The 26,354-nt window shown below is 32.7% G+C and carries 25 protein-coding genes; all 25 read left to right on the top strand.

Annotation, left to right across the window (positions count from 1 at the left end; translation table 11 throughout):
- The first annotated feature begins 1 nt into the window (after position 1).
- The 25 genes from EL165_RS11275 (at position 2) to rfbC (ending at position 26,324) form a co-directional block, all read left to right on the top strand.
- Entirely contained in the window at positions 2 to 2,389 is a 2,388-nt protein-coding gene (locus EL165_RS11275) for a GumC family protein (RefSeq protein WP_002977057.1), read from the top strand.
- The gene (locus EL165_RS11270) at positions 2,389 to 3,684 is read left to right on the top strand and encodes a nucleotide sugar dehydrogenase (protein WP_002977059.1); all 1,296 of its coding nucleotides are present in this window, start codon (positions 2,389 to 2,391) and stop codon (positions 3,682 to 3,684) included. The genes EL165_RS11275 and EL165_RS11270 overlap by 1 nt, the downstream gene beginning before the upstream one ends.
- 6 nt (positions 3,685 to 3,690) lie before the next feature.
- On the top strand, positions 3,691 to 4,881 hold the full coding sequence (lhgO, locus tag EL165_RS11265; protein WP_002977061.1) for an L-2-hydroxyglutarate oxidase: 1,191 nt from the start codon (positions 3,691 to 3,693) through the stop codon (positions 4,879 to 4,881).
- Between the two features lie 43 nt (positions 4,882 to 4,924).
- Complete coding sequence (locus EL165_RS11260) at positions 4,925 to 6,049, top strand: DegT/DnrJ/EryC1/StrS family aminotransferase (protein WP_002977063.1); 1,125 nt, start codon at positions 4,925 to 4,927, stop codon at positions 6,047 to 6,049.
- Positions 6,050 to 6,062: 13 nt separating this feature from the next.
- On the top strand, positions 6,063 to 6,635 hold the full coding sequence (locus EL165_RS11255; RefSeq protein ID WP_041461623.1) for an acyltransferase: 573 nt from the start codon (positions 6,063 to 6,065) through the stop codon (positions 6,633 to 6,635).
- A 9-nt stretch (positions 6,636 to 6,644) separates the two neighbouring features.
- Positions 6,645 to 7,658, top strand: coding sequence for a Gfo/Idh/MocA family protein (locus tag EL165_RS11250; RefSeq protein ID WP_002977068.1), 1,014 nt, complete (start codon positions 6,645 to 6,647; stop codon positions 7,656 to 7,658).
- 106 nt (positions 7,659 to 7,764) lie between these two features.
- Positions 7,765 to 9,039, top strand: a complete 1,275-nt coding sequence (locus tag EL165_RS11245; protein WP_041461402.1) for a lipopolysaccharide biosynthesis protein — start codon at positions 7,765 to 7,767, stop codon at positions 9,037 to 9,039.
- Positions 9,029 to 10,207, top strand: a complete 1,179-nt coding sequence (locus EL165_RS11240) for an O-antigen ligase family protein (RefSeq protein ID WP_041461403.1) — start codon at positions 9,029 to 9,031, stop codon at positions 10,205 to 10,207. The genes EL165_RS11245 and EL165_RS11240 overlap by 11 nt, the downstream gene beginning before the upstream one ends.
- The gene (locus tag EL165_RS11235; protein WP_002977072.1) at positions 10,197 to 11,384 is read left to right on the top strand and encodes a glycosyltransferase family 4 protein; all 1,188 of its coding nucleotides are present in this window, start codon (positions 10,197 to 10,199) and stop codon (positions 11,382 to 11,384) included. Before EL165_RS11240 ends, EL165_RS11235 begins: the two co-directional genes overlap by 11 nt.
- Positions 11,385 to 11,392: 8 nt before the next feature.
- Positions 11,393 to 12,607, top strand: coding sequence for a glycosyltransferase (locus EL165_RS11230; protein ID WP_002977074.1), 1,215 nt, complete (start codon positions 11,393 to 11,395; stop codon positions 12,605 to 12,607).
- A 39-nt stretch (positions 12,608 to 12,646) separates the two neighbouring features.
- Positions 12,647 to 13,558, top strand: coding sequence for a hyaluronoglucosaminidase superfamily protein (locus EL165_RS11225; RefSeq protein WP_002977076.1), 912 nt, complete (start codon positions 12,647 to 12,649; stop codon positions 13,556 to 13,558).
- A complete protein-coding gene (locus EL165_RS11220) occupies positions 13,555 to 14,700 on the top strand; it encodes an N-acetyl sugar amidotransferase (protein ID WP_002977078.1) in 1,146 nt (381 codons plus the stop codon). The genes EL165_RS11225 and EL165_RS11220 overlap by 4 nt, the downstream gene beginning before the upstream one ends.
- Positions 14,697 to 15,311: an imidazole glycerol phosphate synthase subunit HisH gene (gene hisH / locus EL165_RS11215; protein ID WP_002977080.1), complete on the top strand. Its 615-nt coding sequence runs from the start codon at positions 14,697 to 14,699 to the stop codon at positions 15,309 to 15,311. The genes EL165_RS11220 and hisH overlap by 4 nt, the downstream gene beginning before the upstream one ends.
- A 6-nt stretch (positions 15,312 to 15,317) precedes the next feature.
- On the top strand, positions 15,318 to 16,082 hold the full coding sequence (locus EL165_RS11210) for an AglZ/HisF2 family acetamidino modification protein (RefSeq protein WP_002977081.1): 765 nt from the start codon (positions 15,318 to 15,320) through the stop codon (positions 16,080 to 16,082).
- 92 nt (positions 16,083 to 16,174) lie between these two features.
- Positions 16,175 to 17,209: a polysaccharide biosynthesis protein gene (locus EL165_RS11205; protein WP_041461625.1), complete on the top strand. Its 1,035-nt coding sequence runs from the start codon at positions 16,175 to 16,177 to the stop codon at positions 17,207 to 17,209.
- Between the two features lie 15 nt (positions 17,210 to 17,224).
- A complete protein-coding gene (locus tag EL165_RS11200; RefSeq protein WP_002977085.1) occupies positions 17,225 to 17,647 on the top strand; it encodes a WxcM-like domain-containing protein in 423 nt (140 codons plus the stop codon).
- Between the two features lies 1 nt (position 17,648).
- On the top strand, positions 17,649 to 18,767 hold the full coding sequence (locus EL165_RS11195) for a polysaccharide biosynthesis C-terminal domain-containing protein (RefSeq protein WP_002977087.1): 1,119 nt from the start codon (positions 17,649 to 17,651) through the stop codon (positions 18,765 to 18,767).
- Between the two features lie 325 nt (positions 18,768 to 19,092).
- Entirely contained in the window at positions 19,093 to 19,983 is an 891-nt protein-coding gene (locus tag EL165_RS11190; protein ID WP_164720335.1) for an O-antigen ligase family protein, read from the top strand.
- Entirely contained in the window at positions 19,931 to 21,064 is a 1,134-nt protein-coding gene (gene wecB / locus EL165_RS11185; RefSeq protein WP_041461404.1) for a non-hydrolyzing UDP-N-acetylglucosamine 2-epimerase, read from the top strand. Before EL165_RS11190 ends, wecB begins: the two co-directional genes overlap by 53 nt.
- A gap of 3 nt (positions 21,065 to 21,067) precedes the next feature.
- Positions 21,068 to 22,312: a glycosyltransferase family 4 protein gene (locus EL165_RS11180; protein WP_002977093.1), complete on the top strand. Its 1,245-nt coding sequence runs from the start codon at positions 21,068 to 21,070 to the stop codon at positions 22,310 to 22,312.
- Between the two features lie 13 nt (positions 22,313 to 22,325).
- Positions 22,326 to 23,108 (top strand): methionyl-tRNA formyltransferase, encoded by a 783-nt coding sequence (locus EL165_RS11175; protein WP_002977094.1) that lies wholly within the window; start codon positions 22,326 to 22,328, stop codon positions 23,106 to 23,108.
- Positions 23,105 to 23,950: a polysaccharide deacetylase family protein gene (locus tag EL165_RS11170; protein ID WP_002977096.1), complete on the top strand. Its 846-nt coding sequence runs from the start codon at positions 23,105 to 23,107 to the stop codon at positions 23,948 to 23,950. Before EL165_RS11175 ends, EL165_RS11170 begins: the two co-directional genes overlap by 4 nt.
- Positions 23,940 to 24,776, top strand: a complete 837-nt coding sequence (locus EL165_RS11165) for an NAD-dependent epimerase/dehydratase family protein (protein WP_002977098.1) — start codon at positions 23,940 to 23,942, stop codon at positions 24,774 to 24,776. The genes EL165_RS11170 and EL165_RS11165 overlap by 11 nt, the downstream gene beginning before the upstream one ends.
- A gap of 11 nt (positions 24,777 to 24,787) precedes the next feature.
- On the top strand, positions 24,788 to 25,759 hold the full coding sequence (locus tag EL165_RS11160; RefSeq protein WP_002977099.1) for an MraY family glycosyltransferase: 972 nt from the start codon (positions 24,788 to 24,790) through the stop codon (positions 25,757 to 25,759).
- Between the two features lie 19 nt (positions 25,760 to 25,778).
- Positions 25,779 to 26,324, top strand: coding sequence for a dTDP-4-dehydrorhamnose 3,5-epimerase (rfbC, locus tag EL165_RS11155; protein WP_002977101.1), 546 nt, complete (start codon positions 25,779 to 25,781; stop codon positions 26,322 to 26,324).
- Positions 26,325 to 26,354: the final 30 nt, after the last annotated feature.

The following is a 26,354-nucleotide window of genomic DNA, read 5'->3' as shown; positions in this document are numbered from 1 at the left end:
GATGGATAACCAGAGAACTTCACAATTTTTGGAGGAAGAAACAAAATTAAATAAGGTTAGTATTAATGATGTAATCAAACCATATCTAAGAAAATGGCCATGGTTCATTTTTAGTGCAATTATAGCATTAGTAATCAGTTACTTTGCAATAAAATTTATCACGCCAGTTTATTATGTAGAGACTACATTACTTATAAAGGATTCAAAAAACTCTTCATCGGCTAATGATTTAGGCGTTCTTTCTGATTTATCAGGTCTGGGAGGGATGAAAACAAATAGTATTTCTAACGAGATTGAAATACTGAAATCTAAAAAATTAATGCGTGATGTTGTTGTTAATCATAATCTTCAAACAACCATCATTGCTAAAGGCAGAATCAGAAGTATTGAGCTTTACAAAGAATCATCACCTATTGATGTAAAGATTGTAAACGAAAAATCATCTAAAGGTTCAACCAATCCTATAAATGTAGAATTAAAAGGAGATCAGATTTTAATACAGTATGATGGGCTTAATAAAGAAATTATCTCCAGCTACGGTAGAATGATCAATCTTCCGTTTGCTAATATAATTATTACTAAAAATAATAAATTCAACAAAAAAGCTGCGCAAGGAGCAAATACAAATAAATTAGAACTAAAAATTTCATCTGTTGAAGCAAAGGTTAATAGTTTAACTGGTGCTCTAAATGTAAATCTAGCTAATAAAGATGCTACTGTACTTCGGTTATCTATAAATTATCCACAAACTTCAAAAGCTGAAGATATCCTGAATTCTTTAGTTGTTGCTTATAATAATGATGCTATTTTAGATAAAAACCTGGAATCTAGAAAAACGTTGGATTTCATCGAGGATAGAGTGAAAAAACTTTCTGTTGAACTTGGGCAGGTTGAAAATGAAAAAGAAAGTTTTAAAACCAAGAATAATCTTACCGATCTTGAGGTTGAAGCTAAAATTAATTTAGAGAGTTCGGCTACAGCTCGTGGAAAACAATTGGATCTCGATGCTCAGATCGAATTAACAAATTCTTTAATTTCTTTCATTTCTAAACAAGGACAATACCAGGCTTTACCTTCCAATATTGGCTTAAATAGTGCTGAAGCAGCTTCAGGAATTGCATCATATAATCAGTTGATACTACACAGGGGAAGATTATTGGAATCCGCAACTCCGGAAAACCCAACGGTTGTAGAAATAAGTAAGCAAATCAACGTACTTCGAAACTCAATTGTTGAGACACTTCAAAGAAATAAAACAGGATTGGAGCTTGCCCGAAATGAATATGTTGGAGAACAGAATAAAGTTTCCGGAAAAATTGCTAAAATTCCATCTATTGAAAAAATGTTTAGAGGAATAGAAAGACAGCAACAGATTAAAGAAAATTTGTATTTATTATTGCTCCAAAAAAGAGAAGAAACAGCAATAGCGCAATCCATTACAGCACCTAAAGCAAGAGTTATTGATCAGGCTTATGCTTCAGCAAATCCTGTTGCTCCTAAAACACAAGTTATTCTGTTGGCCGCACTGTTTATAGGTCTTCTTATACCATTTTTAATTATTTATTTTTCAGAATTATTAAATAATAAAATTGTCACTAAACATGATTTAGAGAAATTAGTACATGCGCCTATTATTGCAGAATTACCAAGTCTTGAAAAGGGAGATTCCGAAATCGTCAAGATGAACGATATTACTCCTATGGCAGAAGCATTCAGAATTCTTATCACCAATATGAACTTCATGCTTTCAAAAGAAAAAAAGGGAAAGGTTGTATTTGTTACTTCTACGGTAAAAGGAGAAGGGAAAACATTTACTTCTGTGAATTTGGCTCTTACGTTGGCAAATCCTAAGAAAAAAGCGATCATCATTGGATCCGATATCAGAAATCCTCAGCTTCAGAGATATAATCCTGCAAGAAAAGGACTTGCCGGGCTTACAGAGTATCTTTATAATGACGAGACGAAACTTGAAGATATTATTCATGTCTCATCTTTTAATCCGTATCTGGATGTAATTTATTCCGGAATGATTCCTCCTAATCCGACAGAATTGCTATCCAATGGTCGTTATGAGACTCTTCTGGATCAACTGAAAGAAAAATACGAATATATTATTCTGGATACTGCACCATTGCTACTTGTTACAGATACTTTCCTTATTGCAGAACTTTCTGATGTTACTATCTATGTATCAAGATCTAAATACACAGAAAAGTCTTTATTAGAATTTGCCAACAGTAATATTGATCAGAAAAAAATTACAAATGTCGGATTTGTACTTAATGATGTAAGCAGGGAAAATTTAGGATATAGCAATAAATATGGTTATGGTTATAACCATCATTCAGAACAATCATGGTTTCAAAAAATAACAAATAAATTTAGTTAATGATAGCAGCATATAAAATAGCGGTTATAGGTCAGGGGTATGTAGGTCTTCCCCTATCTCTTGAGTTTGCTAATCACTATCCTGTATTTGGTTTTGATATTAATACACAGCGGGTTGACCAGCTTAATAACGGAAAGGATATAACGCTTGAAGCTGATGTTAACAAATTAAATGATGGACTGAAAAAGTATAAAGAATCTATGGGCTCTTTAGGCTATAAGGCAACAAGCCAGCTATCTGATATTTCTGAAGCCAATGTATTTATCGTAACAGTTCCTACTCCTATTGATAAATATAATGCTCCGGATCTTACTCCATTGATTTCTGCTTCAAAAATGTTAGGCGAAGTTATCAAAAAAGGAGATATTGTTATTTATGAATCCACAGTTTTCCCCGGCTGTACAGAAGAAGAATGTGTGCCGGTTCTTGAAAAATATTCAGGACTTAAGTTTAACGAAGATTTCTTCGTAGGTTATTCTCCGGAAAGAATTAATCCAGGAGATAAAGTAAATACGCTTACAAGTGTTAGAAAAGTAACTTCAGGTTCTACAAAAGAAATTGCTGAACAGGTAGACCAACTATATAAGAAAATTATTACTGCAGGAACCCATAAAGCACCCAGTATTAAAGTTGCAGAAGCATCAAAAGCCATTGAAAATGCACAAAGAGATGTTAATATTTCTTTTGTAAACGAACTGGCCTTAATTTTTGATAGAGTAGGGATCGATACCCATGATGTATTGGAAGCGGCAGGTACCAAATATAATTTTCTTAAATATAAACCCGGGTTGGTAGGGGGACATTGTATTTCAGTAGACCCTTATTATCTTGCACACAAAGCAGAACAGCTGGGATATAATCCTGATGTTATTCTATCTGGCAGACGTGTCAATGATTCCATTGCAAAATTTGTTGCTGCTAAAGTAGTAAAGCTTCTTATCGCAAAAGGTGGAGTGATTAAAAATTCTAATGCACTGATTTTAGGAGTCACATTCAAAGAAAACTGTCCGGATGTCAGAAATACCAAGGTTGTGGATATCTATCGGGAACTTGCTGATTATGGAGTAAATGTAGATATTTACGATCCATGGGCAAGCAAAGAAGAAGTAAAGCATGAATACGGAATTGATATTCTGGATACTCTTCATGAAGGGAAAAAGTATGATTCTTTAGTGATTGCAGTATCTCATAATGAATTTCTGGAAATGGATCTGGATCTGCTTAAAAAAGAAAATGCTGTGGTCTTTGATACCAAAGCATGTTTAGATAGAAATCTGGTTGATGCAAGATTATAACAGATCATGAGCTATGATATCATCATCATCGGTGCAGGGTTGGTAGGATTGGCTACAGCCTATCAGACTAAGCTTAAAAATCCTGGTTTTAAGATTCTTATTTTAGAAAAAGAAAAGGATGTGGCATTGCACCAATCTGGACATAACAGTGGCGTGATCCATAGCGGTATCTATTATAAACCGGGAAGCCTTAAAGCTAGAAATTGTATTGAAGGATATAATTCGGTGATTAATTTTGCTGAAAAGTATGGAATAAGATATGATCTTTGCGGGAAAATAATTGTAGCCACCTCACAGGAAGAATTACCACTTTTAGATAATATTTATAAGAGAGGAGTTGAAAACGGGCTACAAAATTTAAAGTACCTTTCAAGAGAAGAGTTCCGTGAAATTGAGCCCCATTGTGAAGGCGTAAAAGCAATCAAAGTTCCACAAACCGGAATTATCGACTATCCGGGAATAGCTCAAAAAATAAAAGAACTTTTTGAAGAATTGGGAGGAGAAGTAAGATTTAACAATGAAGTAAAAAAAATCATTGATAAAGGGACTGAAATTATTGTCACTACCAATATTTCCGAATTTAAAACCAAAAAACTGATTTCCTGCGCAGGATTGTATTCGGATAAGATAACCAAAATGACCAACGAAAAAAATGATGTGGTCATTATTCCTTTCAGAGGAGAATACTATAAAATCAAAGATGAAAAAAAATACCTGGTAAAACATCTTATTTACCCGGTACCTGATCCTAGCTTTCCTTTTCTTGGTGTCCACTTTACCAGAATGATTGATGATAATATTGAAGCCGGTCCCAATGCCGTTTTGGCTTTCAAAAAAGAAGGATACCATTTTTTTGATTTCAATTTCAACGAAACCATGCAGACCATGCTATGGCCCGGATTTAGGAAAATTGTAGCAAAATACGGAAAAACGGGAATGGGAGAAATGCACCGTTCACTCTCTAAATCTGCATTTACAAAAGCTCTGCAAAAACTTTTACCTGAAATACAGGAAAATGACCTTGTACCAGGAGGTTCGGGAGTAAGAGCCCAGGCTTGCGACAGAAATGGAGGATTAATTGATGATTTTGACATTGTGAAAAACGGAAATATCATTCATGTTAGAAATGCTCCTTCTCCAGCAGCCACATCTTGCCTTTCTATAGGAAATACAATAAGTGAGCTTATCATGAATTAAGAAATGTACCTATAAGTGTACTCAAAAACTCAAAAACTAAAATATGAAAATTCAAATGGTTGATCTTAAAGGTCAATACCTGAAAATAAAAGAAGACATAGATGTAGGTATTCAGGAATGCATAGACAGTACAGCATTTATTAACGGTCCTGCTGTAAAAGAATTTCAACACGATTTCGAAAAATACCTTGGAGTAAAGCATGTTATTCCATGTGCCAATGGAACAGATGCTCTTCAAATTGCCATGATGGCTCTCAACCTACAGCCTGGTGACGAGATAATCTGCCCTGCTTTCACTTATGTAGCGACTGCAGAAGTCATTGGTCTTTTAGGATTAAAACCTGTAATGGTAGACGTAAACGCAGATACTTTTGATATACAGCTGGAAGGTCTTGAAAAATATCTTACACCCAATACCAAAGCAATTGTTCCTGTTCATTTATATGGACAAAGTGCAGATATGGAACAAATTCTTAAATTTGCAGAAAAACACAACCTTTTTGTTATAGAAGATAATGCTCAGGCAATCGGCTCAGATTATACGTTTTCAGATGGAACTGTTAGGAAAACAGGGACTATCGGACATATTGGCTGTACTTCATTTTTTCCGTCAAAAAATCTGGGTTGCTATGGTGATGGAGGAGCTTTGATGACAAATGATGATGAATTAGCCTCCAAAATCAGAATGATTGCCAACCATGGCCAGGAAAAGAAATACTATCACAAAGTTTTAGGTTGTAACTCAAGATTGGATACCATTCAGGCTGCTATATTAAAAGTGAAGCTTAAGCATTTGGATGAGTATTCAGCTGCCCGAAACAGAATGGCAGATTATTATGATAAAAACCTTAAAGGGATTGCTGAAATTCAGATTCCTGGGAGAGCTGGAAATTCTACACATGTATTTCATCAGTATACCCTAAGAGTAAAAAATGGAAAAAGAGACGGATTACAAAAATATTTGGCAGAAAAGAATATACCAAGTATGATATACTATCCTTTGCCTCTTTATAAGCAGGAAGCTTTTCTTCAATATGTAGAAGATGGCTTTAGCCTTCCGGTTACAGAGCAACTTTGTAAAGAAGTTATCTCTCTTCCTGTTCATACAGAATTTGATCAGGAAGTGCTGGATATTATAATTGAAGAAATTAAGAATTATTTTAACTAATATAAAAGCAGATATGTCTGATTTTTTTGCACATGAAACAGCCGTTATTGACGAAGGATGTCAAATAGGAAACGGAACCAAAATCTGGCACTTTTCACACCTTATGACAGGTTGCATTTTGGGAGAAAAATGTAATATTGGACAGAATGTTGTTATTTCACCTAAAGTAATTTTGGGAAAAAATGTGAAAGTTCAGAATAATGTTTCTATCTATGAAGGAGTAACATGTGATGATGATGTCTTTTTAGGACCTTCAATGGTTTTTACCAATGTAATAAATCCAAGAAGTGCAGTAAACAGAAAGAATGAATATCTGAAAACACATGTTGGAAAAGGGGCTTCCATAGGGGCTAATGCAACTATTGTTTGTGGACATAATATCGGTCAGTATGCTTTTATTGGCGCAGGAGCTGTGGTTACCAAAGAAGTTCCGGATTATGCATTGGTAGTGGGAAACCCTGCCAGACAGATGGGATGGATGAGCGAATTCGGGCACAGACTTCAGTTTGACACAGAAAATATTGCCGTTTGTGAAGAAAGCGGAGAAAAATATAAATTAGAAAATAATAAAGTTTCAAAAATTTAAAACATACAAATGAGTGAAAAAATAAAATTTGCAGTGGTGGGCTGCGGGCATATCGGAAAAAGACATGCCGAAATGATCTCAAGGAATGATGAATGTGAATTAGTAGGATTAATTGATGTTAAAGATAAATCTGCCCTTGGAATTGAAAATTATAATGTTCCCTTTTTTGCTTCACTGGATGAATTCCTGACTTCCGGGATTGATGTGGATGTTGTTAATATTGCTTCTCCAAACGGATTCCATTTTGAACAGTCTTACAAAGTGATAGATGCTGGAAAGCATGTGGTAGTAGAAAAGCCAATGGCTCTGAAAAAACAACATGCTGAAAAACTTATATTTCAGGCTCTGCACAAGCATAAACAGGTTTTTGCAGTAATGCAAAACAGATACTCACCTCCTTCTGCATGGATAAAAGAAATGGTAGAGAGCGGAAAACTTGGTAAAATATACATGGTTCAGCTTAATTGCTACTGGAACCGTGATGAAAGATATTATAAACCGGAATCATGGCATGGGAAACTTGATCTGGATGGAGGAACGCTATTCACACAATTTTCTCATTTTATCGATATTATGTACTGGTTGTTTGGTGATATTACCAATATTCAGGCAAAATTTGCAGATTTTAATCATGAAACTCTTACGGATTTTGAAGATTCAGGTTTTGTTAATTTTGATTTTGTAAATGGTGGGATGGGATCTCTAAACTATTCTACTTCAGTATGGAATCAGAATCTTGAAAGTTCTATGACCATTATTGCTGAAAATGGCGCTGTAAAAATCGGAGGTCAATATATGGATAAAGTGGAAATTTGTAACGTGAAAGATTATATAATGCCGGAATTACCGCCTACCAACCCAGGTAATGATTATGGAGCATATAAAGGATCCGCAGCCAATCATCATTATATTATTGAAAATGTAGTAGATGTATTGAAAGGAAGAAATACCATTACTACCAATGCTTTGGAGGGGTTGAAAGTAGTAGACATTATAGAAAGGATTTATGCTCTGAAAAAATAATAATTGTTTTATTGTTAAAGCAATAGTTGCTGAAATTGTATAAATATGCTAAACAGTTTGGTTACTTTCAACAAGAAATTATGAATGATAAATCGTTTGAATAGTTTTGAATTTTAAAAATATTTTAAATAGTGTAAAATCGAATTCTTTTTTACAAAATGTAGCAATACTATCCAGTGGAACTGTTATCAGTCAGCTGATAGTAATTGCAACCTCTCCTCTTCTTTCCCGAATGTATTCTGTTGAATCATTCGGTATTCTTTCTATTTTTACAAGTTTTACCGTTTTTCTGGCAGTTCTTTCAACTGGGCGTTATGAATTGGCTGTTGGACTTCCAAAAGAGGATGGCAGAGCTTCAGCAATATTTAAACTTATTATTTATATTGCTGTTTCAGTCTCATCATTATACTTTGTTCTGATACTTTTATTGAAAAATGTTTTTCATATTCATGATAAAACACAATTTCTCTCAAATAATGAGGTATATATAGCTCCGCTGTATATTTTTTTTGGTGCTGTTTATTCTGCATTAGGGTACTGGAATCAAAGAAATAAAAAATATAAAAAAATTACTTTTTCAAATGCGATACAAGTAATTACATCTTGCTTATTCAGTATAATCTTCGGAATACTGGGGTACAAAAATGGAATGATTGTAGGGATGATATTAGGAGTCTTTAGTTCTATACTTTATTTACTTTTAACAGATAAAGAGTTAAGAGCTTTCTTAAAATCACATCATAATGAGTTAAAGAGTGTGGCAAAAGAATACTCTTCTTTTCCTAGATATATGATTATTTCTGATATGTCTCTTGCTGCTTGCCAACAATTTATTCCAATATTATTTTCTGTTTTATATAATACAACAATTGTGGGCTTTTTTTCAATGGCGAATAGGATGATCAGACTTCCAAACATAGTTATTACAACATCTGTAGGAAATGTTTTCAGAAACGAAGCTATTGATGAAATCAGAGAAAAAGGAAATTGTAAAGACCTCTATAGATCTACCATAAAAAAGCTTGTTCTAATGTCATTTCCGATATACCTAGTCGTATTCATTATCTCACCTAAGTTATTCACTTTTGTTTTTGGTGACAAATGGGAAGTTGCAGGGTATTTTGCCAGAATCTTATCTGTAATGCTTTTAATAGAATTTGTTGTTACCCCCCTTAATACGTTATTTTATGTAGTGGGTAAACAAAAAATATTAATGAGACTACAAGTTGCAAATGCTTTGTTGGTTTTTATTTCAATTTATTCGGGATATTATTTCTTTTCAGATTATTATATTTCGTTGATATTATTTTCTGGTGTTTCTATTTTATCAAATATTATTTTCTTAATTTTTACAAATAAATTATCAAAAGGTGTACACTGAAAGAATAAATAAATTACAAGTTACTTTCTTAGTATTGATGCTTTATGGATATGAGCTCATATCTTTCTTTCCTGGTTTATTAAATATGGAGTCATCAAGACCTGTATCTGTAGCTTATAGGGTATTTGTATTTTTTCTTGGAACTTGGGTAATTTTAAAAAATAAACCTAAATTAACAAATCAACACTTTTTAATATACTTTTTTTGGGGGCTGTATTTGATAAGGCTTTTTTATGATACAGCATTGACTTCAAAAACAATAGAATCTCCATTGGGAGATTATTGGGCCTTTTCTGCTTCTATCCTGATATGTACTTTTGCCTGTGCCACATATTTTTCAAAAGATACAATTATATCAGTGAGAAAATGGGTACTTATTATTTTATACGTTGTTAACATTTGGGGGCTATATAATAATATCACACATCCTCAGATCGTTCCTGATGATGTATTGGTTAGAGCTGATGCAAATGCGGCTCTTAATACAGTTTCATTCGGAAAATCTGCTGCAGTTATGTTCTTTATTAGTTTTACTATTTTTTTAGACAAAAATAAGCTTTGGCATAAGATTATACTCGCTGTTGGGATGGGTTTGAGTTTTTTCAATTTATTTATGGCAGGATCAAGAGGTCCTTTATTACAACTCATAATTGCTGTCATTGTATATCTTTTTTATGCGAGACACCTGATTCATAAAAAATATGTTTTTCTGCTCATTGCAATTGTAATTACATTGATTTGCTTTTTCCCAGAATATTTAAATATTTCAGATTTAATTTTTGAACGGTTTAAAGAAACAGGTTTTTCTTCCAATGATAGTGACCGATATAGAGCAGAGTTATTTCAATCTGCATGGAATCAGTTTCTTGATCATCCTTTCTTAGGTGATTCTGTTGAGACTATCTTTGGGGGAACATACCCCCATAACTTAGTGCTTGAGTCATTAATGGCACTAGGTTTTCTAGGAGGAGTAATGTCTATAATTATTATAATTGTGGCACTTATCAATGCGTTAAAATTTATAAGAATTCCTTATTATAATTGGATTGGAGCAATACTGCTAATGGATATTGTTGCATCTTTTTCTTCAGGGTCTATAGCAAATTATTTATTGTTTTGGCCTTTATTATCATTAACTCTCAGTAAGAACATACAAAATGGAAAGTAAAAAAATAGTAATGCTCCAAGATTTTTTTGGATTAAATTATACTTACCAAGAAAATCTTTTGACAAAATATTATATTGAATTAGGGCATAGTGTTGTAATGATTTCATCAACATATGAGTCTGTATTTGATTACATTCATGATAATTATAATAAAGATAAAAAAGGATCAGTATCTGAGCATTTAGGCGCAAAAATTATTAGACTCCCTTATAGTGTAAATATATTACACAAATTGAAAAAGCATCCTGGAGTCTATGAAATTTTAGAACAAGAGAAGCCAGATCTAATATATGCACATGACATACATCTTAACTTAAAAGAAGCTGTAAAATATGTGAAAAAGAATCCGAACTGTAAAATTATTATGGACTATCATTCAGACTTTAGTAATTCTGCACATGGTTGGATTTCTTTAAATATATTACATAAGGTAATAAGAAAATATATTTTATATAAGTATATAAAATATATAAAAGCGATCTATCCTATAGTTCCAGCTAGTGCAGATTTTCTTAATCAGGTTTATGATGTACCTTACAAAGATATGAAATTACTTCCCTTAGGATGTGATTATTTAAAATCTATTGATATAATGGAACGTACAGACACATCCACCATCAAAAGTAGATTTGGGATTAAAGAAAATGATTTTGTGTTAATTACAGGTGGAAAGTTTGATCCCTTAAAAAAAACAGACGTATTAATAAATGCGGTTGAACAAATAAATGATCAGAATATACATCTAATTGTATTTGGTAAAGCAAGTGATCAAAATCTTGAATACGAAAATATGCTGAAGGACATCGCTAAAAAGTCAAATGTACATTTTACAGGATGGCTTGATGGGGATTCGATCCTTGAGTTAATGACAATATGTGATTTAGCGATTTATCCGGCAAGCCAATCAGTCATTTGGCAACAATCTATAGGAATGCATCTGCCCCTTTTGATTGGAGATTCAGGTGGGCAAAATCCAGAGTATTTGAACTTGTATAATAATATTATTATTTTGAAATCAAACGAAATTACTTCTGAAAATATGATTAAGCATATTACCCATTTGAAAAGCAATCCGGAATTGTTACAAGAAATGAAATCAGGAGCTAAAAAAGTGGCATCTGAGTATTTGGATTATAGAATTATTTGCAATACGACACTGGAGGTATTTGAACACTAAATTTTAAAATGAAAAGAATTTTTCAGATTAGTAGTGAGGTCAATAGTGGTTCTGTAGGAAGAATTGCTGAGCAGATTGGTGAACAAATTCTTGCCAACGGATGGGAGAGTTATATAGCTTATGCAAGAGATAATTTACCGAGTAAATCCAAAACAATTAGAATTGGAAATAAATTAGATATAATTTCTCATGTATTATTAACACGATTAATGGATCGACACGGATTTGGTTCCAAAAGAGCAACTCTACAATTAATTAATAAGATAAAAGAAATTAAGCCGGATATTATTCAGTTGCAGCATGTACATGGATATTTTATTAATATTGAAATATTATTCAATTTTTTAGCTGAATATAACGTACCTGTTGTGTGGACCTTTCATGATTGCTGGTCTTTTACGGGACATTGCGCTCATTTTGAGTTGGTAGGATGTCAAAAATGGCAGACAAAATGCTATGAGTGCCCGCAGATTCATCAATATCCTAAAAGTTGGGTAGATAATTCTACTGAAAATTTTGAGAATAAAAAAAAATTATTTAATTCTCTAGAGAAGCTTACTATTGTACCTGTTTCAGATTGGTTACAAAAGGAAGTAAAAAAGTCTTTCCTAAAAAAAAATGATGTAAAGGTAATTCGGAATGGGATTGACCTTGTTAAATTTACTATTCAAAATAACTTAGATACCAGAAATAAATATAAAATCAGTGATGATAAGTTTTTAATTCTAGGGGTAGCTAGTCCATGGACTGAGAATAAGGGATTATCCTATTTTATAAAACTTTCGCAGATGTTATCAACTCAATACCAAATAGTATTGATTGGGCTTAATAAAAAGCAAATTAGAAATCTTCCGTCAAATATCATAGGTTTTGAAAGAACGGAAAGTGTCCAACAATTAGCAGAATTATATTCTGCTGCTGATGTTTTTTTTAATCCTACTTTAGAGGAAGCTTTGGGATTAACTAATATTGAAGCTCAGGCTTGCGGAACACCTGTTATAACTTTTAATTCGGGCGGGTCTCCCGAAACAATTGATGAAACAACAGGAATTGTCGTTGAAAAAGGAGATATAAATGGTGTTATTAGAGCAATTGAAAAAATTCGAGTTAATGGGAAAATATTTTATTCAGAACATTGCAGAAAAAGAGTAGAGTCTCTTTTTGATAAAAACAATAAGTTTAAAGAATACATAAAACTATATGAAAGTATATTAAATAAATAAACTAAGTTTGATGCTTTAGGATTAATTAAATATTTTAATATGAAAAAAATAGTACTATTATTGTTCCTTTTCTTTATATCATGTAATTCATCTTCACAAGTGAAAAATAATCAAACAAAATTTTATTATTCATTGGGAAAGATAGGTAGTAAAGCAGAGAACTATTTAAAAAGCACTGGAGGTGAAGAAGTGGGATTTCTGGATGAAGGACAATTTATCTCTAGAACTAGTGACAAATACTTGTTTCTTCCGGATTTATTAGAAAAAGAGATCAATAGAGGAATACCTGATAAGAATCAAAAAGGGGTAGTCTATATAGATCTTGAGATGCCTTTTGATGACATGCTTGGAGAAGATGATAAAAGTGCTATGAAAGCAATGGATTATTGCTTGAAAGTACTCAGATTCGCTAAAAAAGCCAGACCTAATATCAAATTTGGATTATATGCAATTCCTTTTACTAGTGTATGGAGCCCAAATGATGAGTTCTATGCTAAACAAAACAAATTTGCACCTCTGTTGAAAGAATGTGATATTTTTTTTCCTTCACTATATACCTTTTATAGTAATCCTGCAGCAGTTCTTGCTAATGGTAATTATTTAGAAAATAATCTGAATGGACTTATAAAATTAGGAGTTGCCTATAAAAAGCCTGTTTACGTTTTTATGTGGCATAGATACCATAATAGTAATGAGAAAGATGGTATGAAGGAAATTTCAGATAAGATATGGAAGGAACAGATGGAAACTGTTGCAAGTCAAAATGTAAATGGTAAATTTGTAGATGGAATTTTGTGGTGGGGAGCCGATGCCTATTTTTATGAAAGACCTGAAGCGGAAAATATGAGAAAAGAATTTAAAGGAACCCTCAATAACTTTATTTCTCATAATGATGAATCGATAATAAGGAAAGCCAAGATAATAAAAGACGTTTTACAAAGTAAAAAATGATGAATAAAAGACCATATCAGATCTGTACAAAAACTATAATGGACACTACAGACCCTAACATTATTTTTAATGAAAAGGGAGAAAGTGATTATTATATCAATTTTAAAGAAAATATAGAACCCAACTGGCATACAGATCAGCAAGGATACGATGAATTGATGAAAATTGCTGATAGAATCAAAAAGACATCTAAAAATAAAGATTTTGATTGTATTATTGGTCTAAGTGGCGGATTAGACAGTTCTTATGCTGCTTATATAGCAAAAGAAGTTATGGGGATTCGTCCTTTGATTTTTCATGTTGATGCAGGATGGAATACAGATAAAGCTGTGGGGAATATTGAAAAACTGATCAATGGTCTGAATCTGGATTTATATACTGAAGTAATCAATTGGGAAGAAATGAAAGACCTGCAGGTTGCATTTCTGAAATCTCAAATCTCAGATCAGGATTTACCGCAGGATTATGCTTTCTTTTCTGCCTTATATAAATTTGCAAAAAAAAATAAAATCAATTACGTACTTACCGGAAGTAATTTTTCTACAGAATGCTGCAGAGAGCCTGAAGAATGGGGAGGCTTTCCAGGGATTGACACTACCTTAGTAAAAGATATTCATTCGAAGTTTGGTAAAAGACCTCTTAAAACATTTCCGTTAGTTGATATTCTTTCCTATAAAATTCTATACAAATACATATATGGAATGGAAGTATTCAAACCTCTGAATCTTGTTCCGTTCCATAAAAAAGATGCCGAATCTCTTTTAGTGGAAAAGTTCGGTTGGGAACCTTTCCAGCATAAGCATCACGAATCAAGATTTACCCGTTTTTATGAAGATTATTGGTTGCCAAGAAAATTCGGTTACGAAAAAAGAAAAGCACACTTTTCTTCACTGATTCTTACCGGCCAGATGACAAGAGAAGAAGCTTTAGATAGAGTTTCAAGACCTGAACTTTCAGAAGAATTTTTACAGAAAGAATTTGAATATGTTGCGAATAAGTTAGACCTTACCAAAGAAGAACTGCAACAGATCTTCGAAGGAAAAAACAAAACATATAAAGACTATAAAAATAAGATGGGCATTATCAAATTTGGTGCTCAGACTATGCAGAAGTTAGGCTTAGAAAAGAGATTATTCAGATGATTACAATTATCGATTACGGTGTAGGAAACATCAATGCTTTTGTGAATGTTTACAAAAGAGTAGATGTACCCGTTAAAATTGCCAGAACAAAAGAAGATTTAGAAGGAGCTCAAAAATTGATTCTGCCAGGCGTAGGGCATTTCGATCATGCAATGACTCAACTGAATAATTCAGGAATGAGAGAGAAGCTTGATGATCTGGTTCTCAATCAAAAAATACCAGTTATTGGAATCTGTGTAGGAATGCAGATGATGGCAAATAGAAGTGATGAAGGAATCATGGAGGGCCTTAAATGGATTGATGCTACTGTTAAGAAATTTGACGAAACAAAAATTCAGCAGGTAACCAGATTACCCCATATGGGCTGGAATGACGTGATACCTGTGAAAGATGTAGGCCTTTTTGAAGGATTACAGGATAATTCAATATTTTATTTCCTCCATACTTATTATTTTGAATGTAATAATAGTGAAGATATCATGGCGGTTACAGAATATGGAGGAGAATTTGCTTCTGCTGCCCATCACGAAAATAAATTCGGAATACAATTTCATCCGGAAAAAAGTCACCATTACGGTGAGATTTTGTTACACAATTTTGCAAAACTTTAAGAGTCTATGTTAAGACCCAGAATTATACCTTCCCTTCTGATACAAGATAATGGACTTGTAAAAACAGTCAATTTTAAGAATCCTAAATATGTAGGAGATCCTATCAATGCAGTAAGAATTTTCAATGAAAAAGAAGTTGATGAACTTGCTATATTTGACATAGACGCTACTGTAAAAGGGCTGGAACCTAACTATAGCCTGATTGAAAGAATTGCTAATCAATCCAGAATGCCCCTTTGCTATGGAGGCGGGGTAAGAACTGTAGAGCAGGCCCAGAAAATTTTTGGACTTGGAATAGAAAAAATTGCACTTTCCTCTGCTGTTCTTCAAAATCCTCAGTTAATTACTCAGATTGCCGAAAGAGTAGGTTCACAAAGTGTTATCGTTGTTTTGGATGTAAAGAAAAAATTATTTGGCGGATACGAGGTTTACACTCACAATGGCAAAAAATCCACTGGAATTAATCCTTTTAAATTTGCAGAAGAAGCTCAGAAACTGGGGGCAGGAGAAATTATCATCAATTCAATTGATCAGGATGGCGTAATGAAAGGCTATGATATGGGATTAATAGACAAAGTAAGAGAGAAAATTTCATTGCCTCTTACGGTTTTAGGAGGAGCCGGATCTTTAAATGACATAAAGCAGGTAATAGATCAACACGGTATCATAGGTGTTGCTGCGGGAAGTTTATTTGTATTTAAAGGAGTTTATAAAGCTGTACTCATCAACTATCCTTCCTTTGAAGAAAAAGAAAAATTAAGACACAAATAACTAATCATCATATGAAATAATTCTTCTGAGATTGCTGCTTGTTTCCCTAAAGCTTTCTTGAAATTATCAATATGATAAGGAAAAAAAATACTATGCATATAAAAGATAAAATACTTCTTATTACAGGCGGAACAGGCTCATTTGGGACAGCTGTTTTAAGAAAGTTCATTAATACAGACCACTTTAAAGAGATCAGGATTTTTTCTCGTGATGAGAAAAAACAGGATGATATGAGGAATCAGTTTAAAAATGATAAACTCAAATTTTATATAGGGGATGTAAGAGATTATAACAGTATTGAACCTGCAATGAGAGGAGTGGATTATGTTTTTCATGCAGCAGCACTGAAGCAGGTTCCATCATGTGAATTTTTTCCAATGCAGGCCGTAAAGACGAATGTAGAAGGAACACAAAATGTTATTGATGCAGCAGCTAGGAATAAAGTGAAAAAAGTGATCTGTTTAAGCACAGATAAGGCTGCCTATCCAATTAATGCAATGGGGATTTCCAAAGCTATGATGGAAAAAGTTGCCGTAGCAGCATCCAGAAACCTTGAAGAAACTGTTGTTTGTCTTACAAGATACGGGAATGTAATGGCTTCAAGAGGATCTGTGATTCCATTGTTTATCAAGCAAATCAAAAATGGAGATCCGATAACGGTTACGGATCCTAATATGACCAGATTTTTAATGTCTCTTGAAGAAGCGGTGGAGCTTGTATTATTTGCATTTGAACATGGTAATTCCGGAGACTTGTTTGTCAACAAAGCCCCGGCAGGAACTATCGGTGATCTGGCACAGGCATTAAAGGAAATGTTTAAGGCTGAAAATCAGATTAAAATAATAGGAACAAGACATGGTGAAAAACTATATGAAACGCTATGTACCCGTGAAGAAATGTTAAAAGCCGAAGATATGGGAAATTTCTATAGAATTCCTGCTGATAACAGAGACCTGAATTATGCACAGTTTTTTTCAGAAGGGGTAGAGGATATCTCAAAAATAGAAGACTATCATTCTCATAATACAGAACAGCAGGATGTGGAAGGAATGAAGAAACTGTTATTAAAATTACCTCTGATCCGTAAAGAAGTTTTAGGAGAAGATCTACTACAATATCCAGATTAATAAAAATAAAATCTAATGAATGTACCTGAGGTTCTCATAGGAGGAAAATATTCGGATGAAAGAGGAAGTCTTTTCTTTAATAATAGCTTTGATGCCTCTGAAATTAAAAGAATTTACTATATAGAAAATACTGATCCGCAGTTTATCAGAGGCTGGACAGGACATAAGTTTGAGCAACGCTGGTTTTCAGCTTTGTCAGGAAGTTTTACTATAAGGTTAATCAAAATTGATGACTGGTCTATGCCTTCCAAAGGATTAGAAATTTTAGAATATCAGTTAGATGCCGATAAAATGGATGTTCTCCATGTTCCTGCAGGCTATGCAAGTGCTATTCAATCCGGAGAAAAAGAATCAAAATTATTAGTAATGGCAAATTATTCTTTAGGAGAAATAGATGATGATTATCGTTTCCCTATAGATTATTTCGAAAATTTATAAAATGAAAAGAATAGGAATTACGGGACAGAATGGGTTTGTAGGATCTCATTTATATAATACTTTAGGGTTAAAACCGGAAGAATTTGAAAGAATCGAATTTAAAAAGGAATTTTTTAATAACCCGGAGAAATTAGACCATTTTGTGGAGCAATGTGATGTTATTGTACATTTAGCAGCCATGAATCGTCATCCGGATCCAGAGGTTATTTTTGAAAATAATATCAATTTAGTTAAAGAATTGATAGCTTCTTTAGAAAGAACCGGATCAAAAGCTCATGTTCTGTTTTCATCCTCTTCTCAGGAAGAAAAAGATAATTTATACGGAAAGTCTAAGAAAGAAGGCAGAGAATTGTTTTCAGAATGGGCAAAAAAATCCGGAGGCATCTTTACAGGACTGGTAATTCCGAATGTTTTCGGACCTTTTGGGAAACCAAATTATAATTCTTTCATTGCAACTTTCTGTCATAAACTTACTCACGGTGAAACTCCAGGTATTGATATTGACGGAGAAGTGAGACTTATTTATGTAGGAGAACTCGTTCAGGAAATTATAGATAATATATATAAAGGTCAAACCGATGAATTGTATGAAGTTTCCCATACTTCTGTCAATAAAGTTTCAGAAGTACTGGAAAAATTAAATTACTATAAGAAGCTTTATTTTGAAAACGGAGAAATTCCGGAATTAAAAACCAAGTTTGATTTAAACCTGTTCAATACTTTCAGATGTTATTTTGATATTAAAAATCATTATCCTGTAAAATTTACACAGCATGTAGATCCAAGAGGTGCTTTTGTAGAAGTAGTTCGTCTAGGGATCGGGGGGCAGTGTTCTTTCTCTACAACAGTTCCCGGAATTACAAGAGGAAATCATTTCCATACCAGAAAAATAGAAAGATTTGCAGTTATTAAGGGACAGGCGTTAATACAGTTAAGAAAAATAGATACAGAGGAAGTACTGGATTTTTATCTGGATGGTAATGAGCCTGCTTATGTAGATATGCCTATCTGGTATACCCACAATATTAAAAATATAGGTAATGAAGAGCTCTATACTATTTTTTGGATCAATGAACCATTTAATCCGGAAGATGCGGATACTTACTTTTTAAATGTCTAATATGATCACGATAAAGAAAAATTATATTGAGTATATTTTTATTTTTTTTCTGACTTTTGGGTATATCTTTTTCTACTCACTCGCAGTTCCTTTTAATGCCCCGAATACACTATTTTCGGTTCCTTTTCGTGTTATTCTGCTCTTTATAAGTTTTTACATCATTTATGTAAACTTTGACACGATAAAGAAAAGGAAAACCACCGTTGTTTTTACGATTCTTTTTTGGTTGTTCTATTTTATAAAGGCAGTTTATAGCTTTAAAACAGATACTTATCTACAGAAAACATTAAATAATGAACAGCAGATTTATATCAGAATTATTGGTTTGAATCTGATACCTTATATTGCTGTTTTAAGTATCAGTTTTTCAAAAGAAATTGTGGTGAAGCTGAACAGCTTAATATTTAATTTTTTATTAATTATATTAGGAATAAGCTGTATATATACCATAATTGTTTTCCAGGCTTTTGAAAAATCAAGTGGGATATTTGCAGGATATTATATTAGTACCGGACATTATGGCTTATCTTTATTGATAATATCAGTGTATTATTATTTTATTTCATCTCAAAAGATTAAACCTGTTTTAGGGATACTTATAGGGGCCTTTACTGTATTTAGTTCCTCCGCAAGAAGCCCTATGCTGGCTGCTTTTATTATTTTATTTATAATATTATTGTATGTTAATAAATTGAAATACTGGTTGACATTAATGCTTGCTACCCTTCTTTTTATTATAGGTATATATGCTTTAAATAAGACATATTTAGCTAATTTTGAGTTTGTTGAAAGAATGTATAGTGCTATTTTTGAAGGAGGAGGATCCGGAAGGTCATATTACTTAGCAAAAGGCTGGAATGTTTTTAAAAATAATATACCTTTTGGAGGACGTATTTTATTTGAAGATGGACTGTATCCGCATAATATTTTTGTAGAAGTTCTGATGAGTATGGGGATTGTCGGGATCATTCTGTTCTTTTTTTATTTTAAAGATTTATGGAAGTTCAGGTTGAATTTTATTAGTAAGAATAGATACTACTTACCATTTATTTTGTTTTTTATACAATATTTTGTTCTTGTCCTGACTTCCTACAGTCTCTTTGCCAACTTGGAATTCTGGACTTTTTCAACGGTATTTATATCAATAATTTTATTTTGTAATGATGAAAAAATTAAAAGTAATGACAGTCGTGGGAACACGGCCGGAAATCATTAGATTATCAAGAGTATTATCAGCATTGGATGCATCCGAAGCTATAGAACATATCATTGTCCATACAGGGCAGAATTACGATTATGAGCTTAACCAGATTTTCTTTGAAGATCTTGGATTAAGAAAACCCGATTATTTTCTGGAAGCAGCAGGGAAATCGGCTACAGAAACAGTTGGGAATATCCTGATCAAAATTGATCCGCTTTTAGAAGAATTGCAGCCAGATGCTTTCCTTGTTTTAGGAGATACCAACTCATGTCTCTGTGCAATTCCAGCTAAAAAAAGACAAATTCCTATTTTCCATATGGAAGCTGGTAACAGGTGCTTTGACCAGAGAGTACCGGAGGAAACAAACCGTAAAATTGTTGATCATACATCAGACATCAACCTTACCTATTCTGATATAGCCCGTGAATATTTGTTAAAAGAAGGATTACCTGCAGACAGAATTATCAAAACAGGATCTCCGATGTTTGAGGTTTTAAATCATTATTTACCACAGATAGAAAGCTCTGATGTGCTGAAAAGATTAAATCTGGAAGAAGGAAAATATTTTGTAGTTTCATCACACAGAGAAGAAAATATAAACTCTGAAAAGAATTTTCTGGGATTGATGGAAAGCCTTAATGCAATTGCAGAAAAATTCGGATACCCAATCATTGTTTCTACTCATCCAAGGACGAGAAATATGATTGATAAAATGAAGATATCTGTAAGACCTGAAGTACAGTTTCTAAAACCTCTGGGTTTTCATGATTATAACGCACTTCAAATGAGAAGTTATGCCGTATTATCAGATTCGGGCACGATCTCGGAGGAATCTTCGATTCTAAATTTCAGAGCGCTTAATATCAGAGAAGCACATGAAAGACCTGAAGCAATGGAAGAAGCATCAGTAATGATGGTAGGTTTATCTCCCGAAAGAATTTTACAGGGACTGGTTCAGCTTCAGCAGCAAAAAACAGGTAAGGAAAGAAATTACAGACCGGTATCAGATTATTCTATGCCAAATGTTTCTGAGAAGATGGTAAGAATTATCCTTAGTTATACGGATTATGTAAACAGAGTAGTCTGGAGAAAATAAATTATGGCTAAAAAAGTACTCATCCACAGTATTGTTTTTGCTCCAGATGCTGTTTCTACCGCTTATCTTTATAATGATATTGCATATAATTTAAAAGAGAACGGCTTTGAAGTAGAAGTTCTTTCAACCATGCCGCATTATAACAAGGTTGATCAGAGCAAAACAAAATTTAAAAAAAGATTTCTAGGCCTTTATTATTCCAGTAATTATAAAGGTATCAAAGTATATCATGTGCCTCAGAAAAAATATGAGAGTGTTCTTTTAAGAGGATTTATGATGATTTACTGGCATTTACTATCGTTTTTTCTTGGAATGCGGATTAAAAATGTTGATGTTATCATCAGTCCTTCACCACCTCTTACTATTGCGATAGTATCTATTGCATTGGCAAAACTGAAAAAGGCGAAGTTTATCTATAACGTTCAGGAAATTTATCCTGACTTTTTTGTGAACCAGGGCAAAATGAAATCTCAGTTTGTTTTAAATATTCTTAAAAAGCTTGAAAAATTTGTTTATAGACACTCAGATTCATTGGTAACGATTGATCAGAATTTTAAAAATACATTGATTCCAAGAGTTGAAAATCCTGATAAAATTGAGATTATTGCTAATTTTGTAGATACGGAACTTTATCATCCAATAGAACATCCGGTAGTTAACGCTCAATTATTTCCGGCCAGTGATAATTTGAAAGTAATGTATGCCGGGAATATTGGTTTTGCACAGGACTGGATTCCGCTTATAGAAATTGCAAAAAAAACAAAAGGAATGCCTGTCAGTTATTTTGTTATTGGAGATGGAGCCTGCAGATCATGGCTTAAGGCACAAATTGAAACACATAAGCTGGATAATATAAGTTTAATTGATTATCAGGCGAGAGAGACAATCCCTCATATGATTAATTATGCAGATCTGCATTTTATCTTTATGAATAAAAAATTGGAAAAAGATGGTCTTCCCTCAAAAGTATATACCATTATGGCCTGTAAAAAACCTTTACTGGTAATCAGTAATAAGAATACACCGCTATATGATTTGCTGGAAAATACAGATGCTGCGTTTTTGATTGAAAATTCGTCGAATAATGTTAATGAAGAGTTATTTAATGTACTGCAGGACGTATTGAATCATAGAAATAAGCTGAAGCAAATGGGGGAGAAAGGATTTAATATGGTACAGAAAGATTATACCAAAGAAAAAGTTACTGAAAAATATTATGAACACATCAACAGTGTAATAAATAGCTAATCAAAAAACAACGATGAAAATAATAATAATTACTCAGGAGGATTCCTTTGTTGTTCCCAAAAATATAGAAAAGATTCTGCGTCTGGAGAATGTGGAACTTTTAAAAGTAATAGATATTGACTCTAATTACAGTCTCGTTAACAAGAAATCTTACTTTATTAAAGGTTTTGGATTACTGCAGACTGTAAAAATGGGTATGAAAGTAATTTCGGCCAAGGTCTTGAATAGTATAGATATCTTCACGTCTTACAAACTTGCTATCAAGCCCAAAAGTCTGAAAGCAGTTTCCGGACGATACAATATACAATTTGAAAGAATAAAAAATCCTAACTCAGCAGAATTCTTAGAAGAGGTAAAAACTTTACAGCCGGACCTTATTGTATCCTACTCTGCACCTGTGGTATTTAAAGAAACTTTGTTGAAGATCCCTAAGCATGGGTGTATCAATTTGCATTGTTCATATTTACCCCATTATGCAGGAGTAATGCCTAGTTTTTGGACACTGTATAAAAAAGAAAAAACAACAGGAGCTACAGTACATTATATGGATTCAAAAATTGATAACGGAGCCATCTTAAATCAACAGGAGATACAGATTTCTCCTAATGAAACTATGTTTTCTTTAATTTTAAAAAGCAAAGAAATCGGTGGAAATCTAATGTGTAAAACCATTCGTGATATTCAAAATTCTAATATTAGCGTTAAAGAGAATTTTGCTGAAAAAGGCAGTTATTTTACCTGGCCTACGGTTGACCAATTTCAAGACTTTACTAAAAACGGAGGAAAATTAATATGAATAAGTATGCTGTGCTTAGTATGGATGTAGAAGAATGGTATCATCTGGACTATTTTACAAAAGAAGAATGTGAGTTGAATCAGTCAACTTTAGATGGATTAGATATTTACCTGGATATTTTAGATCAATATGATATTAAAACTACCTTTTTTATTGTAGGAGAACTTGTAGAAGTTTTAAAAGATAAGATTAAATATATAAAAGCTAAAGGCCATGAAATTTGTCTTCACTCATATGCCCATAAAAGACCTCTTCAGCTTAGTCTTGATGGGTTTAGAGAAGACACAGTAAAAGGGATTGATTCATTCAGAGAATTTACAGGGCTTGAAGTAGATGGATACAGAGCTCCATGTTTTAGTTTAGATAGGCCTCGGTTGGAGATTTTAAGAGAATTAGGCTTTTCATTTGACTCAAGTAAAATAAAATTTGATGCCCATGACTTATATGGAAGTATTAATCTCGATGATTTTGAAGAATTTCACCCAACAATATATAAGAAAGAATCATTTTATGAGTTTGAAGCTTCTACTGTAGAAGTGCTGGGAAAAAATCTGCCGGTTTCAGGTGGAGGATATTTAAGAATTTTTCCCTGGGCACTGACGAAAATGCTCCTGAAAAAATATTTTAAAAAAAATCAACATTATTTCTTTTATATCCATCCATTTGAATTTTCAAAAAATTATAATATTACTGTTCCGGAAAATACAGATTTTAAAACAAAAATCAGATTTAATCAGGGAAGGAAAAGCGTTGAAAATAAAATGCATAAACTGATTCAATTGTTGAAAGAGAATAACTATAAGTTTGTTACATTTAACCAAATTATTAAAAATGAAGGCTAAGTTGCTTTTAACAGGAGCAAGCGGATTTATAGGCTCACAAATATATAAAGCGCTGAAAGAGGACTTTGATGTTACGGCTATTTCTTCTTCTTCCTTGAGAGAGGAATATACAACGCTTAATCTTTTGAATGAAAATGATTGCAAAAATTTTTTCAAAAATAAGAAGTTTGATTTTATTATTCATGTAGCAGCAATAGCTCACGGCAAAAATAAAAATGGTACAATGAAGGTGGGGGAAGCCAATATTGTAATGACAAAAAATATTTTTAATTCTCTTGATGTAAAAAATACAAAGGTTATTTTTTTAAGTTCGGTTTCGGTATACAGCTTTAAAAACAATAAAGAAATAATTTCAGTAAATGATCAGCCATTACCAGTTACAGAATACGGGAAAAGTAAATTAATATGTGAAAATTTGTTAAAAGAGAAAAAACCTGTATCATTGCATATTTTACGGTTGACCCCAGTTTATACAGAAAATAATTTAAAAGATTTAGGAAAAAGAGTCTTCCTGCCTGTATTGAAGTTCCCTTTCATTACAAAGCAAGCAAGAATTTATTCATTATGCCATGTTGATGGAGTAGTTAATGAAGTAATTAACTCAATGAATACAGATCACGATTCATTAAAGATTGTAAAGGATCCTGAAGATCATACTCAGGAAGAGCTGTTGTCATTTTTTAAAATAGAAAAACCACAAATAATTATTAATCAGAATATTGTTAAACCATTGTTTTTTATATTAAGATTGATCCCCGTTTCGAAGTCGAATATTATAAAGGATATGTTTACTAAGTTATTTTATTCGGCCGTATATATTAATTAATTTTACTTTTGATGAAAGAATTTATTTATTTAGTGATAATCTTATTGCTTTTTTTGGCTGAATTGATCTATTTCAAAATAGCTGATAAGTATAATATTATAGATAAACCTAACCATAGAAGCGCTCATACGCAGGTTACTTTAAGAGGCGGGGGAATTATATTTCCAATTGCTTTCATACTTTTTAGTTTGTTCAATTTTAATGAAGCAGTCAAAGATTACTGGGCTTTTGGTTTAGGCATGCTTGCTATCTGTATCATTAGTTTTATAGATGATGTTAAGCCATTATCAAATAAATTAAGGCTTACGGTTCAGTTTATTTCTGTTGTTTTACTGTTGGATTTTATAAATGCATTCGCTTTGATGCCATTTTGGGTATGGCCCATCATGTTTATTGTGATTGTAGGAACCCTGAATGCCTATAATTTTATGGACGGAATCAATGGTATGACAGGATTATACAGCCTGGTTACAGTTTGTTCACTTATTTATATTAATAGAAATATTTTTCAATTTACTGACAATAAATTTATATACTATCCGACCTTGGCCTGTATTGTATTTCTTTTTTTCAATTTTAGAAAAAAAGCAAAATGTTTTGCAGGAGACGTCGGGAGTATGGGAATCGGCTTCTGGATAATAGGACTTATTACTCTATTGATCATGAAAACTCAGGATTATAAATACATACTATTATTATCTGTTTACGGAATTGAAGTTGTTTTGACAATCATTGAAAGAATTATGCTGAAAGAAAATATTTTTGAAGCACACAGAAGACATTTGTATCAGCTTCTTGCCAATGAAAAAAAAATTCCTCATTTATTGATAAGTTTTGTATACTCCTTTTTCCAACTGCTGGTAACTGTTTTTTTAATACATTCCTCTTTCCCGTTATGGATCGTTGCTCTCATTGTGTTTTTACCTGTTGGAGGACTGTATCTGTTATTAAAATGGAGCATTAAGAAACAATATAATCTGTAGATTTTTTTAGAAATAAATTATGAAAATTAAAGAAACACCGCTTAAAGACTGCTACATCATAGAGCCTACTATATTTGAAGATGAAAGAGGCTACTTTTTTGAAAAGTTCAACGAAAAAAAATTCGAGGAACTGACCGGAATGAACGGACACTTTGTACAGGATAATATTTCTAAATCTTCTTATGGAGTATTGAGAGGATTACACCTTCAGAAAGGAGAACATGCTCAGGCAAAACTGGTTTCGTGTCTTGAAGGAAGTGTTTGGGATGTGGCTGTAGACCTTAGAGAAGATTCTCCTACATTTGGTAAATGGTTCGGAATAGAGCTTACTGCAGAAAATAAACTGCAGCTGTATGTACCGAGAGGCTTTGGACATGGTTTTTCTGTATTGAGTACCCATGCGGTATTTTCTTATAAATGTGATAATTTTTACAGCAAAGAATCAGAAGGCAGCGTAAAATTCAATGACCCAGATCTTAATATCGACTGGAAAGTAGATGAAAAAGATGCCATACTTTCCGAAAAAGACCAGAATGCTCCCGGATTTAAAGAAAAAAACTTTTAAAGTATATTCATGAAAACCACTTTTATAAAG

The organism is Chryseobacterium gleum, assembly GCF_900636535.1.
GTDB lineage: Bacteria > Bacteroidota > Bacteroidia > Flavobacteriales > Weeksellaceae > Chryseobacterium > Chryseobacterium gleum.
This window is presented reverse-complemented; position numbering and strand designations above follow the sequence as displayed.